This window comes from Bacillus sp. FSL L8-0099 (assembly GCF_038006385.1).
Classification (GTDB): domain Bacteria; phylum Bacillota; class Bacilli; order Bacillales; family Bacillaceae_G; genus Bacillus_A; species Bacillus_A toyonensis.
Map to the genome: position 1 here is coordinate 2,241,968 of NZ_JBBOVC010000001.1, position 13,563 is coordinate 2,255,530.

General features: G+C 34.6%; 14 protein-coding genes. 11 read left to right on the plus strand and 3 right to left on the minus strand.

Going from position 1 to position 13,563, the window contains the following annotated elements; genetic code table 11:
• The first annotated feature begins 468 nt into the window (after positions 1 to 468).
• Entirely contained in the window at positions 469 to 816 is a 348-nt protein-coding gene (locus tag MHH42_RS11540; protein ID WP_033661286.1) for a YolD-like family protein, read from the plus strand.
• Positions 817 to 1,007: 191 nt separating this feature from the next.
• Here the strand turns inward: MHH42_RS11540 and gerPF are convergent, their stop codons facing one another.
• Positions 1,008 to 1,223, minus strand: coding sequence for a spore germination protein GerPF (gene gerPF / locus MHH42_RS11545; protein WP_001141565.1), 216 nt, complete (start codon positions 1,221 to 1,223; stop codon positions 1,008 to 1,010).
• A gap of 204 nt (positions 1,224 to 1,427) precedes the next feature.
• Between gerPF and MHH42_RS11550 the strand changes: the two genes are divergently transcribed.
• The 4 genes from MHH42_RS11550 (at position 1,428) to MHH42_RS11570 (ending at position 4,140) form a co-directional block, all read left to right on the plus strand.
• Positions 1,428 to 1,763 (plus strand): hypothetical protein, encoded by a 336-nt coding sequence (locus MHH42_RS11550; RefSeq protein ID WP_001066863.1) that lies wholly within the window; start codon positions 1,428 to 1,430, stop codon positions 1,761 to 1,763.
• 361 nt (positions 1,764 to 2,124) lie between these two features.
• Positions 2,125 to 2,853 carry an SDR family oxidoreductase gene (locus MHH42_RS11560; RefSeq protein WP_016108331.1) on the plus strand — a complete coding sequence of 243 codons (729 nt, stop codon included), beginning with the start codon at positions 2,125 to 2,127 and terminating at the stop codon, positions 2,851 to 2,853.
• Between the two features lie 191 nt (positions 2,854 to 3,044).
• A complete protein-coding gene (locus MHH42_RS11565; protein ID WP_016108332.1) occupies positions 3,045 to 3,755 on the plus strand; it encodes a DUF6944 family repetitive protein in 711 nt (236 codons plus the stop codon).
• Positions 3,756 to 3,927: 172 nt separating this feature from the next.
• Positions 3,928 to 4,140 (plus strand): YqaE/Pmp3 family membrane protein, encoded by a 213-nt coding sequence (locus tag MHH42_RS11570; RefSeq protein ID WP_000990220.1) that lies wholly within the window; start codon positions 3,928 to 3,930, stop codon positions 4,138 to 4,140.
• A 68-nt stretch (positions 4,141 to 4,208) separates the two neighbouring features.
• Here MHH42_RS11570 and MHH42_RS11575 read toward each other — a convergent pair whose 3' ends face one another.
• Positions 4,209 to 4,415, minus strand: a complete 207-nt coding sequence (locus MHH42_RS11575) for a KTSC domain-containing protein (protein WP_000777817.1) — start codon at positions 4,413 to 4,415, stop codon at positions 4,209 to 4,211.
• A gap of 467 nt (positions 4,416 to 4,882) precedes the next feature.
• Here MHH42_RS11575 and MHH42_RS11580 point away from each other — a divergent pair, with 467 nt between their 5' ends.
• Positions 4,883 to 7,366 (plus strand): transglycosylase domain-containing protein, encoded by a 2,484-nt coding sequence (locus MHH42_RS11580; RefSeq protein ID WP_016108334.1) that lies wholly within the window; start codon positions 4,883 to 4,885, stop codon positions 7,364 to 7,366.
• A 112-nt stretch (positions 7,367 to 7,478) separates the two neighbouring features.
• On the opposite strand, the gene MHH42_RS11585 is transcribed toward MHH42_RS11580, so the two are convergent.
• Positions 7,479 to 7,760, minus strand: a complete 282-nt coding sequence (locus tag MHH42_RS11585) for a hypothetical protein (protein WP_000270098.1) — start codon at positions 7,758 to 7,760, stop codon at positions 7,479 to 7,481.
• Positions 7,761 to 7,998: 238 nt separating this feature from the next.
• On the opposite strand from MHH42_RS11585, the gene MHH42_RS11590 reads away from it, so the two are divergent.
• From MHH42_RS11590 to prpB, 5 genes are all read left to right on the plus strand, one after another.
• Positions 7,999 to 9,138, plus strand: coding sequence for an MFS transporter (locus MHH42_RS11590; RefSeq protein ID WP_016108335.1), 1,140 nt, complete (start codon positions 7,999 to 8,001; stop codon positions 9,136 to 9,138).
• Between the two features lie 17 nt (positions 9,139 to 9,155).
• Positions 9,156 to 9,446: a HesB/YadR/YfhF family protein gene (locus MHH42_RS11595; protein ID WP_016108336.1), complete on the plus strand. Its 291-nt coding sequence runs from the start codon at positions 9,156 to 9,158 to the stop codon at positions 9,444 to 9,446.
• Between the two features lie 390 nt (positions 9,447 to 9,836).
• The gene (gene mmgD / locus MHH42_RS11600; protein ID WP_000642649.1) at positions 9,837 to 10,955 is read left to right on the plus strand and encodes a citrate synthase; all 1,119 of its coding nucleotides are present in this window, start codon (positions 9,837 to 9,839) and stop codon (positions 10,953 to 10,955) included.
• A 98-nt stretch (positions 10,956 to 11,053) separates the two neighbouring features.
• On the plus strand, positions 11,054 to 12,490 hold the full coding sequence (prpD, locus tag MHH42_RS11605) for a 2-methylcitrate dehydratase (protein WP_000598146.1): 1,437 nt from the start codon (positions 11,054 to 11,056) through the stop codon (positions 12,488 to 12,490).
• Positions 12,491 to 12,508: 18 nt separating this feature from the next.
• On the plus strand, positions 12,509 to 13,417 hold the full coding sequence (gene prpB, locus MHH42_RS11610; protein WP_000312644.1) for a methylisocitrate lyase: 909 nt from the start codon (positions 12,509 to 12,511) through the stop codon (positions 13,415 to 13,417).
• Positions 13,418 to 13,563: the final 146 nt, after the last annotated feature.

Here is a 13,563-nt window from a genome sequence, read left to right on the forward strand (position 1 = left end):
TGTGATATGTGCGAAAAGAGAGTGTGGAAATCGCCCTCTTTTCACAGAAAACCTATAAGGAATAAATTGAGTTACATTATAAATTTATTAAATTTTGTGAATTCTTTCATTATAATGTATGTTTGCGTTTAAGAATGGTTCATGCAAAAAAAAGAAAGCTAGTCAAGTTAAAAAAATAAACTTGAAAATATAACGTATTAGAAAAAACGATTTCACTTTATGTGAAATCGTTTTTTATTCGCTAAATGTATTTCAATGTGTAGAGAGTGAAAAGTTTGTTTTAAGGGAAAAAAATATAAATATGCCTCTTCTCAAAAGAACGTAGGTTCGTGTATAATTAGAACAAATGTTCTTTTTGGTGCAGACATTATACAATTTAGAAATAAATACGAACTTAGTAATTACTAAAAATGATGGAGTAACAGTATGTGTGAAATAGAGTGGATAAATGATCAAGGAGATAAAGAAATGAATCATGTAAAGAGGCAGAAAGAAGAAAGAGAGTGGGTTCCATTTACAGTAATGTCGGAACAATTGTTAAGTATGAGAAAGGTTATTGGTGAGAAATTAAAAGTGCAAAGGCCGATAGTAACAAATGAAGAAAAAGAAAGAATTTCTGATAAATTGCTAACGGCATTATTGTCTGAGCAAGAAATATTGGTGACATATTTTGAAGATGGCTACATACTTACAAGTTATATGACAGTCGTTCATATAGACCCGGTAAGGCAGATTATAATGTGCACAGACGCATTTTATAAAACACGTGTATTTAGTTTTATAGATGTAATTGAAATAATAGAAGCTGAACTTTAATATCTAGCTTCTATTATTTCTGATAGATGGAAGAAATAATGCGAAATAGCAGCTAGCTTCATGCTAACTGCTAAGCCCCAGGGAAAGGGAGAAAAAGATAGGGTACTCCAACATTCAATAATAGCTGTGAAACAGCCTGATTATAGTATAGACAAATCTAAAATTCCTATACAGAAAGCTGAAAAATAGGGTTAGGCTGTACCCACTTGATTTTGATCTGCAAGGTCCGAATCAAACGTATTAGTCGCACTAACACCGTTAAAAGTATTAACAACAAAACCAACGTTTGATGCGCCAGATCCATTGTAAGCTTTCGTATTTTCTTTCGGAGAAACGTTGTAGAAATCACCTAAGTTAAATGATCCGTTACTATTTTGTACAACTAAATTCCCTACAACTGAGGGCATAATTTTCACCTGCTTTATAATGAATTGTTAACATTACTATATGGGAGTAAAGTCCAAATGGTTCATGTAACAAAAATTGTGGAATAGTAAAACGTTTCAAGCGTGGCTTTCAATAAAAGTGTGTTAAACTTAATATGAGTTGGATAATAAAAAAGAAATAATTTGTATAATTAATATATACGAAAACAAAGGAGGCAAAATGTTATGAATAACGTTATAAAAAAAGTAGATTTATCAGATGCAAAATCAAGTAATCTTGTTGCGCTTATTTATAGCAATGAAGTTATATTGATTGAAAACGCATTTTGTCCAAATGAAATAAAATTAAAGTTTAATGAGATTGCAATTTTATCTGCAATTAAAACAGCTCATATTGCAAAAGTGTCCATCAGAAAAGAACTTGAAGCGCTTTTTCATGATACAGGAGTATTACTGGTGAAACAAAGTGCTGAAGTTGGTAGCAGTCAATCTATAACAATGCATTTTGAGCAATTCAAAAAATTACAATATGAAATTGAGCTTTTAAATAAAAGTATGTAATCAGGCTAGTTGAAGATTTTTTCACAAAAGTGGACTGTGTTATGTTGAAAAGTGGATTGGAAATTATTTGGATGAATCGCACTATAAACATAAATATAGTTTTATGAAAATGCAGGGTAATGAGGATTTTCAAGCTGGTAAATTAGGTACAGTTTATATGTATCAATGTAAAAATGCGGGAAAGAAAAGTTGCAATTTAAAAATTAATAATGAAATAAACAACGAATTTTTAAATATGTAAACGGGAGTAACCATTATGGTTACTCTTTTGTTTATGTGTGCAATATTAAAAATACTTCTAAAGTATGAAGTGTTTTTAATACTTTAGTAAATAGATAAATGAAGGTTAAAGGAGTAAAATATGGTAAAGGGAGGCGAGGGATTGAAGCGAAATGACATTAGGAAACTCGTAATTATTACAGGAGTGACGCAAGGATTAGGACGCGCGATGGTTGATCGATTTCATGAATTGGGATGGAACATATGTGGATGTGGACGTTCAAAAGATAAAATTGAAGAACTAAAAAAACAATACGGTAATACACATGATTTTCAAATAATTGATGTTTCAGATTCGCAGCAAGTTAGTAGTTGGGCAAATGATACCCTTACTAAATATCGGGCTCCCGACTTGTTAATAAATAATGCATCAATTGTGAATCAAAATGCACCAATTTGGAAAGTTACCGCTGGGGAATTTGAAAATGTAATGAATGTAAACGTGAATGGTGTAGTAAATGTAATAAGAGCATTTGTCCCAGCAATGGTAGATAGAAAAGAAGGAATTATTATTAATATGAGTTCTAGTTGGGGAAGAGAAGCTGAGGCAGATCTTGCACCATACTGTGCCTCGAAGTTTGCAATTGAAGGTATCACGAAATCTATGGCACTGGAATTGCCTGATGGTGTGGCTGTAGTTGCTTTAGATCCTGGCGGTGGTATTAGCACTCCAATGCTGCATTCATGTGCACCACAGTATGTTAATGAATCACCCACACCTGAAATGTGGTCACATAATGCGATTCGATATATATTGAATATAACAATAGATAAAAATGGAGATTCATTGACATGCCCAGCATGTGTTTAAAAATAAGTATCTATTACTCAATGTAATTTCAGTGATATACGTTTTGGCTAAAAAAGTACCTTTAAGGTACTTTTTGTATTAGTAACACATTATAGAATGCACAAAATTACATATGGAAAATAAAATATTTGATTAAGAGTGACTTTTGGTTATTTCGAAAGCACGAGAAAATATCAAAATAGGTGATGAAAATGAATCCAAGCAGTTTAAAAGTGACAGGAGCATGGTATCAAGTAGGAGGAAATCTTACAGCTGCTATTGGAACGACAAGAGGATTTATTGGGGAAGAGAAAATTGAATCGGACCTTGTTATTATAGGAAGCTCATTACAAGCCCTCGGGTATATTTTACAAATTATAGCGACTAATTATACCGAAGATGAAGATAAAGATGAAGAAGAAATAGAAAATCGAAATATATGTTTGCAGAATGAAAGTGAAACACTGGATAAAATGGGAATTGAGTTATTGGCATTAGGGAATATATCAAATGTAATAGGAACATATTTTAATAAAAATGAACAATTAACAGAGAATGATTATCTTATCATTGTCGGGAACAGTTTACAATCGATTGGTGCTTTTTTAGGAGTAGAAGCAGCTTTGATTGAGATGAAAGTAATACAGCGAATCATTGTACTAGGCAATTCTATGCAAAGCTTAGGGGCCGGACTACAAGCGTATCAAGGCATAATTAATTTATCGAAGGATGAAGTAGAAAACGAAGATCGTATTCTTGATAAGAAGAATGAGAGGATAATAGCACTGATTGGTATTTGGATACAGGCAATAGGAACGGTAATTTCTGCGATTGGATTAACTGCAGTAGAGAAGGAGAAAAGTTTTGAAAATAATAAGGATTTTAAAATGCTCATTGAAAGAGCGGATGTAAAATGTAATTAAATAGGTAGGAAGAGTTTGGTCTAGTAGGTTTTTTTGCATATGGATAGAATATATATTATAGAAGAAATGTTATAAATGCTTAATTGAAATTTGTGTAACTCCAAAATCAAAGAGTGTGCTTGCATATGAAAAGAAGTGTTATAAAAAATCCAAAATAAGGAGTTTTCAAGAGATGATGTACTTATTGGCAATTCTACTTCCACCTGTAGCTGTATTATTTTGCGGAAAGCCATTTCAAGCAATAATTAATTTCATATTAACTTTAATATTTTGGGTTCCAGGCGCCATACACGCGATTTTAGTCGTACATGATAAAAAGGCGGATCGGCGAGTGAGAAAACAAATTCAAGCATATGATGAAATTAATAAGAGGAATAGAAGATAATTCGTCTGTGAAAATAGTATAAAAAGAAAGGGGGATTAACCTCCTTTCTTTTTATTTGGTGTTTAAGTTTAAATTTTAGTGTAGCGGAAAGAATTTTTAATGTAAGTTTTATGGTAATAACTTTTAGATTGTGCATTTAATAAGCCATTGTAAATGCTTTCAGGTACATTAAAGAAATCATACATGCCATTTTTTAATTGGATTCGTAAAATCATAGAAAAGGGATTATAACCAACAGCAATCAAATTTTTTGATATAACAGGAGATAATTTCATAAGCATACAACTCCTTAATTTTATTTATAAATTCCTTTAGAAATGAGGATTAGGTTGTTGAAATATGAATATGTAAAGCAGCAGTAATACGGATAGTCAATATATTAAATCTTTGTTATACCTATTTATAAAGAAGTTCACACGAAGTTCATATCGATATGCTATTTTTATCTCACCTTTGATGAAATTAATAAGAAAATATTGACCATTTGAAAAAAAGGTATATTATTTATACGAGGTATTAAAATTTTATCTCTTCCATTTTATGCGTAATGGGGCAGCTTTATTTGAAGGAATAGAGGTAAAAAAATAATTTGTTTAAGAGTATCTAAAATTTATAATCTGTGAATTAGGAAAATATTGAATGCTTCCGATGAACACACTTTCTAAATGTAAAGATATTTGGGAAGGTGACCTCAATATTTTTAGTAAATCAACGGGAGAATTGAAAGGCAGGAGAAAGTAACATGTCAGAAAATTATCGTTCTCGAGAGGAGCGACGACAAGTTAAAAAGAAAAATCAGCCAGCTTCTAAAAAACAAAAACCAAAGGGTAAAACATCATTTTTCCGTAAGTTTTTAATTAGTTGTTTATTACTTGGTATTGTAGGTTTAGTGGCGGGGGTTGCTACCTTTTTTGTAATGATTAAGGATGCACCAAAACTTGAAAAAGCAAAACTTGTTAATCCGTTATCCTCAAAAATTTATGATAAAGACGGGAAGTTGGTATATGAATACGGAAAAGAAAAGCGAACAAACGTTACGTATGATCAAATTCCTAAATTAGTAGAAAATGCTTTTTTAGCTGCGGAAGATGCACGTTTTTATGAGCATAGTGGTGTGGATTTCAAAGGTACTGCTCGTGCAGTTTTAGTTAGTTTAAAAGGAGATTACGGTTCGCAAGGCGGAAGTACAATAACGCAGCAAGTTATTAAAAACTACTTCTTATCAATGGATAAAACACCAAAGCGTAAGGCGCAAGAAGTGTATTTAGCTTATAAGCTAGAACAACAGTATTCAAAACATGAAATATTAGAGATGTACTTAAACAAAATTAATTTAGGAAACCGCTCATACGGAATCGCAACAGCAGCACAAAACTACTATAAAAAAGAATTAAAAGACTTAACATTACCAGAAGTTGCGATGCTTGCAGGTTTACCGAAAGCACCAAATAATTACGACCCGTCGAAACCACAAAATATTCAAAAGGCAACAGAAAGAAGAAATGTTGTACTAAAGTTAATGAATCGACATGGTTATATTACAAAAGCAGAAATGGAAGAAGCATCGAAAGTACCAGTGGACAAAGGTGTTGAAAAGGCAGCTGAATTACAAGCGATGCCACACCCTGCATTTATGGATGCAGTTGTGAAAGAAGTTGAAAAAGAATTACCAGATGCTAATATTGGTTCTGACGGTTTAGAAATTTATACAACATTAGACCCAAAGGCACAAACATTGGCTGATAATATTTTAAGTACAAATATTATTGATTATCCAAATGAGAAATTCCAAGGGGCTTTCACATTTATGGATACGAAAACAGGTGAAGTACGTGCTATAGGCAGTGGGCGTGGTGAAAATAAGGCTGTATTTAAAGGTCATAATATGGCAACTGAATTAGATCGCTCAGCAGGTTCAACAATGAAACCGATCTTTGATTATGCTCCTGCAATTGAATATTTAAAATGGGCTACTTATCATCAAGTCGATGACTCGCCATTTAAGTATACTGGTGGTCAAGATGTCAGAAACTCAGATAGAGGGTATTTAGGACAAATTACAATGCGTGAAGCATTAAAATTATCACGTAATGTTCCAGCTATTAAAACTGCAAAAGAAGTAGGAATAAATAAATCAAAAGCTTTCTCTGAAAAGTTAGGTATTACATTTAATGCATCACCGACAGAATCAACAGCGATTGGTACAAATGAAGTATCGCCAACTGAAATGGCAGGTGCGTATGCTGCATTTGGTAATGACGGTAAATATACGAAGCCGCATTTTATTAAAAAAGTGGTTTATCCAGATGGTAAATCGAAAAGTTTTGAGCAAAAGTCAAAACGAGTGATGGAAGATTATACTGCTTATATGATTACAGATATGCTTCGTTCCGTCGTAACATCTGGTACTGGTACAGCCGCTAATATAAGTTCTTTAGATGTAGCTGGTAAAACAGGAACAACGAACTATTCTTCGGAAAAAGCCGCGCAGTATAAATTACCAGACAGTGCGACTCGTGATAGCTGGTTTGCAGGATATACACCGCAGTATACGATGGCAGTATGGACTGGTTATATGAAAGATAGTAAAGACGATTATATTAGTAGTAAAAATACGAAAATTGCACAGTTGATCTTTAAAGAAATGATGAGCGAGATGGCTACTGATAAATCACAATTTAAGATGCCAAGTAGTGTTGTGAAAGAAGGTAATGAGTTACGTATAAAGGGTGAGAAACGTGATTCTTCACCAAATACGAGCGTACCGAATACAACTGAACAGCCGAAACAAGATCAGCAACAAAAAACTGAAGAAGAGAAAAAACAAGAAGAACTTAAGAAACAGGAAGAATTAAAGAAACAAGAAGAACAAAAGAAACAAGATGATCTTAAGAAACAAGAAGAACAAAAGAAACAAGACGACCTTAAGAAGCAAGAAGAACAGAAACAAAATGAACAAAATAATGGAAATGGTCAAGGAAATACAACGCCGCCAAACAACGGAGGAGGCGGAAACACAACGCCTCCGAATAATGGAGAAGGCGGGAACACAACGCCGCCGAATAACGGAGGAGGCGGGAACACAACGCCGCCGAATAACGGAGAAGGCGGGAACACAACGCCCCCAAGTAACGGGGGAGGGCAAGGGAATCCAACCCCACCAGTGACAACTCCACCGAATAATGGGGGAAATGCAGGGGAAGTCCCTGCGAATAATGGGCAATAAGAAAAGTTAATAAAAAGCAATTAAAAAAGTCGAATTTCTTACATAAGAAATTCGACTTTTTTATGTTGAAAATGGATTGGAAGTAAATATAGGAGCTATGCAATGATGCTATTTAAATGTTAAACGTACCATAGAAATTTTGAAAATAAATGGATGGAAAATGATAAAAGACTTGAGTCGGGGGTAATGGAACATAACTGGGGTTATAAAAGGTAGTGCTACTTGGGTGTGTACCGTGATGCCAAAATGAGGGAGTAACTTGACCGGGAACTTGATATTGTTGCCAAGTTGCGGGAAGTTCAATGCCAACATCAGAGCTAGCTGTATGGACGGCGGGCACATGTATTCCGGGAGTTGAAGGAACCACGGCAGTTACTCTTGATAATACCCACATAAAAATAATCACTCCTAAGTTGAGATAATAAATTAGTATATTCTCTTAACACGTATAAAGGTACAAATACATAGGACTTTCGGTTAAAGCATACGTACAAAGTCGTACGACCAATCAATGCTGAGAGTGGACTATTTAATATGAAAAGATACGTCTTTTTGCTGAGGGAAAAGAGACAGAGAAAATGTACAATGGGGGTGTTAATCGTAAATTTCACGTGTTTATGGAGGTGTTTTTTATGGAACGATTATGGACGAAGTCATTTATTCAAATGTCTTTCGCGATATTATTTTTATTTACAGGGTTTTATTTACTTGTTCCAACGCTTCCTCTATTCATTAAAGAGATTGGTGGAAATGAATCACAAGTTGGATTGATGATGGGAATGTTTACAATAGCTGCTGTTGTAATACGACCGATTATTGGAGGTATGTTAGATCAATATGGTAGAAGGTCTTTTATTATTTTCGGACTCATCCTTTTTGGGCTAACGATGTATTCCTATAATTTAGCATCGACTATAGTCCTTTTAGCAGTTTTACGCGTTATTCACGGAGTGACATGGGCCGTTTCTACAACAGCTGTTGGAACTGCGATAACTGATATTATTCCAGATTCACGCCGTGGAGAAGGTATGGGCTGGTACGGGATGGCTATGACAATTGCAATGGCAATCGGACCGATGATTGGATTATGGGTAGTACAATATTATTCATTTCATGGTCTATTCCTTTTAGCAACTCTTTTATCTTTCATGGCAGTTATATTATCATTAATAACGAAAATGCCATTCACGCCACAAAAGGAAAAAGGGAAAATTCAACTATTTGAAAAATCCGTTTTATCAATTACGGTTGTTGTTTTCTTTTTATCATTTGCATACGGTGGCATTACAACGTTTTTACCGTTATTCGCTTCTTCAATTAATGTGAATCCTGGGACGTTCTTTCTTGTATATGCAATTGCATTAACAATTGTAAGACCGATTTCAGGTAAATTATTAGATAAATATGGAGAAGTATCCATCATACTTCCAGCACTATGTATTACTATTTTAGCTATAGTTGTATTAACGATGGCAAATGGTTTGACGGGCATCATTATTGCAGCGACATTATACGGTATGGGATTTGGCTCAGCACAGCCAGCTTTACAAGCGGCGATGCTTACAATTGTTGATCCTAGTAAAAGAGGAGTTGCTAACGCTTCATTTTTTACAGCATTTGATTTAGGTATCGGATTAGGTGCAATTTTACTTGGATTTGTGTCACAAATGTTTGGCTATCGTATTTTATTTACAGCAAGCTCTGTTTCAGCTGTAATAGCTTTACTTGTTTTTGGTATGTTTGTAAGACAAAAGTTAAGTGAAAAAGAATAAAGCCGAGAGGGATAACGTTGAATATTATCGTTGAAAACGAAGCTGTAAAATGGTTTAAAGAAGAATTACGAATCAATCGCAATGAATGTATTCGATTTGTCGTAAGATATGGTGGAAATAGCTCAATTCAGCCCGGATATTCTTTAGGGATTGTTTCTGAGAAACCAGATGGGGAAATAGTGTCAGTTAAGAAAGATGGTATTCTATTTTTTGTAGACTTTGATGATCTTTGGTACTTTCAAAACTATGATTTAGTTGTAAGTTATCGTAAAGAAACAGAAGAAATTCAATTTAATTATGTAAAATAATAACTTTATTAAAAATGAATAATTTTTATATAAGAATTATATTTAGGCGATAGTGAAATAAATATCATATAGAAACGAGCTGTACATGTGTGCAGCTCGTTTTTTTCTATTTTGTAATTAAATTCGGAAAAAAGATATGTTTGATGGGGCTATATGGTTTATCTCTATATTTTGTTTTAAAAAGAAGTCTGTCCTTTCTTTGTAAAATATGAAAATTATTTTCAAAAAACTGTATTGTTACATCGGTAAAAGTATAGGAAACTTATCATTATAAAATAAATTGAAATCTTCTAAAAACTCTGATACATTGAAATAGAAATGTAGTTCTAAAGTATTGTAAAGGCTTACAGTTATGTGCACGAAGATCTATTAGGATTGGAGGAAATAATAATGAAAGCTGAAGAAAAATTTTCCCCGGGATTAGATGGTGTAGTAGCAGCGGAGACGAAAATCTCGTTTCTTGACACAGTAAAAGGTGAAATTGTAATTCAAGGGTATGATTTAATCGAACTCTCAAAAACAAAAGAGTATTTAGACATTGTGCACCTTTTATTAGAAGAACATCTACCGAATGAGGATGAAAAAGAAACACTTGAAAAGAAATTAAAAGAAGAATATGCAGTGCCAGAAGGGGTATTCAACGTTCTAAAGGCGTTGCCTAAAGAAACGCATCCTATGGATGGCTTGCGTACAGGTGTGTCTGCATTAGCTGGTTATGATAATGATATTGAAAATCGCTCGTTAGAAGTAAACAAAGATCGAGGTTATAAGCTTTTAAGTAAAGTACCAAATATTGTAGCAAATAGCTATCATATTTTAAATAATGAGGAGCCAATTGAGCCTCTTCAGGAATTGTCATATAGTGCGAATTTCTTCTATATGTTAACTGGTAAGAAACCGACTGAACTTGAGGAGAAGATCTTTGATCGTTCCCTTGTTTTATATAGTGAACATGAAATGCCAAACTCTACATTTACAGCGCGTGTAATTGCGTCAACACAATCAGATTTATACGGTGCTCTAACTGGTGCGGTTGCATCTTTAAAGGGAAGCTTACACGGCGGTGCGAATGAAGCTGTTATGTACATGCTTTTAGAGGCTGGCAATGTTGAGAAGTTTGAAGAGTTATTACAGAAAAAACTATATAACAAAGAAAAAATTATGGGCTTTGGACACCGTGTTTATATGAAGAAAATGGATCCAAGAGCACTTATGATGAAGGAAGCTTTAAAACAGCTATGTGATGTAAAAGGCGATTATACACTATATGAAATGTGTGAAGCTGGAGAGAAAATCATGGAGAAGGAAAAAGGCATTTATCCGAATCTTGATTATTATGCAGCACCAGTATATTGGATGCTTGGTATCCCAATTCAACTGTACACACCAATCTTCTTTAGCTCTAGAACAGTAGGACTATGTGCGCACGTTATTGAGCAACATGCAAATAATCGCTTGTTCCGTCCACGTGTAAATTATGTTGGCGAGCGACATGTACTTAGTAAATAAGAACAACTGGGGAGTTGTTAGCGCCGCCCGCCAGATGGGTGTTTGACAGACACCCATCATTAATAATAACGAATTTTCGACAGAAAGGGAAGAATAGCATGATTAAAACAAATGAAATTAAACAAAAAGATGCATTATTAGAAGAAATTACGGATTATGTATTAAATAAAGAGGTTACTAGTGCAGAAGCATTTAGTACTGCTCGCTACGTATTATTAGATACACTTGGATGCGGAATTTTAGCACTGCAATATCCAGAGTGTACGAAATTATTAGGTCCAGTTGTACCAGGAACGGTTGTGCCAAACGGCACACGTGTACCAGGAACGTCTTATGTACTAGATCCAGTAAAAGGTGCATTCAATATTGGATGTATGATCCGTTGGTTAGACTATAACGATACTTGGCTTGCAGCAGAATGGGGACATCCATCTGATAACTTAGGCGGAATTTTAGCAGTTGCAGATTATATTAGCCGTGTTCGTATTTCAGAAGGAAAAGAACCATTAAAAGTACGTGAAGTACTAGAAATGATGATTAAAGCACATGAAATTCAAGGTGTACTTGCTTTAGAAAACAGCTTAAACCGCGTTGGTCTTGACCACGTATTATATGTAAAAGTAGCAACAACTGCAGTAGTTGCGAAAATGCTTGGTGGAACACGTGAAGAAATCTTTAATGCATTATCACATGCGTGGATTGATAACTCTAGTCTTCGTACATATCGACATGCTCCAAATACTGGATCACGTAAATCATGGGCAGCAGGTGATGCGACGAGTCGCGGTGTTCATCTTGCAATGACTGCTCTAAAAGGTGAAATGGGTTATCCAACAGCATTATCTGCGCCAGGATGGGGATTCCAAGATGTATTATTTAACAAACAAGAATTAAAATTAGCTAGACCACTAGAGTCTTATGTAATGGAAAATGTATTATTTAAAGTATCATATCCAGCAGAATTCCATGCACAAACAGCTGCAGAATGTGCAGTGAAATTACATCCGGAAATTAAAGAAAGATTAGATGAAATTGATCGTATTACAATTACAACTCATGAATCAGCAATTCGTATTATCGATAAAGAAGGTCCATTAAATAACCCAGCTGATCGTGATCATTGTTTACAATACATTACGGCAATTGGTTTATTAAAAGGAGATATCGTAGCGGACGATTATGAGGATGTAGTAGCAAATGATTCACGTGTAGATGAATTACGTAATAAGATGGTTGTTGTTGAAAACAAACAGTACAGTTTAGATTATCTTGACCCGAACAAGCGCTCAATCGCCAACGCTGTTCAAGTTCATTTTAAAGATGGTACTGTAACAGAAAACGTGGAATGTGAATACCCACTTGGTCACCGTTTCCGTAGAGACGAAGCGATTCCAAAAGTTGTTCAAAAATTCACTGCAAATATGGCAGGTCATTATTCTAGTAAGCAACAAGAACAAATTCATGAAGTTTGTTTAAATGAAGAAAAACTAGAAAATATGAATGTAAACGAATTTGTAGATCTATTCTTAATTTAATAATAGGGGGAATTTAGAATGGCTTGGGTTGTGAATAAACAGTCAACACAAGAAGAGCTTGCGAATGGCTTCCGAGCTTTAGTAGAAGCAAATGAAATTTTGCAAATTCCAGGTGCCCATGATGCAATGGCCGCTCTTGTTGCAAAAAATACAGGTTTTTCAGCTCTTTATTTATCAGGAGCTGCTTACACTGCAAGTAAAGGTCTACCAGATTTAGGTATCGTGACATCTACTGAAGTAGCTGAAAGAGCAAGAGATCTAGTTAGAGCTACAGATTTACCAGTTCTTGTTGATATTGATACAGGATTTGGTGGAGTACTAAACGTAGCGAGAACAGCTGTAGAAATGGTAGAGGCAAAAGTAGCGGCTGTTCAAATTGAAGATCAACAATTACCAAAGAAATGTGGACATTTAAATGGTAAGAAACTTGTTACGACAGAAGAATTAGTTCAAAAAATTAAAGCGATTAAAGAAGTTGCGCCAAGCTTATATATTGTTGCACGCACAGATGCTCGCGGTGTAGAAGGACTAGATGCTGCGATTGAAAGAGCGAATGCATATGTTAAAGCAGGTGCAGACGCAATTTTCCCAGAAGCGCTTCAATCGGAAGAAGAATTCCGTTTATTTACTAGCAAAGTGAATGCACCTTTACTAGCAAATATGACTGAGTTTGGGAAAACACCATATTATAGTGCTGAGGAATTTGCGAATATGGGCTTCCAAATGGTGATTTATCCAGTAACGTCGCTTCGAGTTGCTGCAAAAGCATATGAGAATGTATTCACGCTAATTAAAGAGACTGGTTCTCAAAAAGATGCACTTTCAAATATGCAAACGAGAAGCGAGCTATATGAGACAATTTCATATCATGACTTTGAAGAATTAGATACTGGAATTGCAAAAACAGTATTATCAGAAGATCAATAGATAAAACAACTAGGGCGATGAGAATACATCTTTGGCAAAATGAACTGCTTGATGTGAAAATTCATCGCCTTCTGTTTTCAATAATAAGATATTCCACTCATCGTAGACGAGCATACGCAAAAAGCAATGAAGGTCGAAATGATAGG

Bases quoted from the DNA above. Each gene is read 5' to 3' on its own strand.
- MHH42_RS11540 (WP_033661286.1), top strand. From the start codon at position 469: ATGAATCATGTAAAGAGGCAGAAAGAAGAAAGAGAGTGGGTTCCATTT.
- gerPF (WP_001141565.1), bottom strand. From the start codon at position 1,223: ATGCCCTCAGTTGTAGGGAATTTAGTTGTACAAAATAGTAACGGATCA.
- MHH42_RS11550 (WP_001066863.1), top strand. From the start codon at position 1,428: ATGAATAACGTTATAAAAAAAGTAGATTTATCAGATGCAAAATCAAGT.
- MHH42_RS11560 (WP_016108331.1), top strand. From the start codon at position 2,125: ATGGTAAAGGGAGGCGAGGGATTGAAGCGAAATGACATTAGGAAACTC.
- MHH42_RS11565 (WP_016108332.1), top strand. From the start codon at position 3,045: ATGAATCCAAGCAGTTTAAAAGTGACAGGAGCATGGTATCAAGTAGGA.
- MHH42_RS11570 (WP_000990220.1), top strand. From the start codon at position 3,928: ATGATGTACTTATTGGCAATTCTACTTCCACCTGTAGCTGTATTATTT.
- MHH42_RS11575 (WP_000777817.1), bottom strand. From the start codon at position 4,415: ATGAAATTATCTCCTGTTATATCAAAAAATTTGATTGCTGTTGGTTAT.
- MHH42_RS11580 (WP_016108334.1), top strand. From the start codon at position 4,883: ATGTCAGAAAATTATCGTTCTCGAGAGGAGCGACGACAAGTTAAAAAG.
- MHH42_RS11585 (WP_000270098.1), bottom strand. From the start codon at position 7,760: ATGTGGGTATTATCAAGAGTAACTGCCGTGGTTCCTTCAACTCCCGGA.
- MHH42_RS11590 (WP_016108335.1), top strand. From the start codon at position 7,999: ATGGAACGATTATGGACGAAGTCATTTATTCAAATGTCTTTCGCGATA.
- mmgD (WP_000642649.1), top strand. From the start codon at position 9,837: ATGAAAGCTGAAGAAAAATTTTCCCCGGGATTAGATGGTGTAGTAGCA.
- prpD (WP_000598146.1), top strand. From the start codon at position 11,054: ATGATTAAAACAAATGAAATTAAACAAAAAGATGCATTATTAGAAGAA.
- prpB (WP_000312644.1), top strand. From the start codon at position 12,509: ATGGCTTGGGTTGTGAATAAACAGTCAACACAAGAAGAGCTTGCGAAT.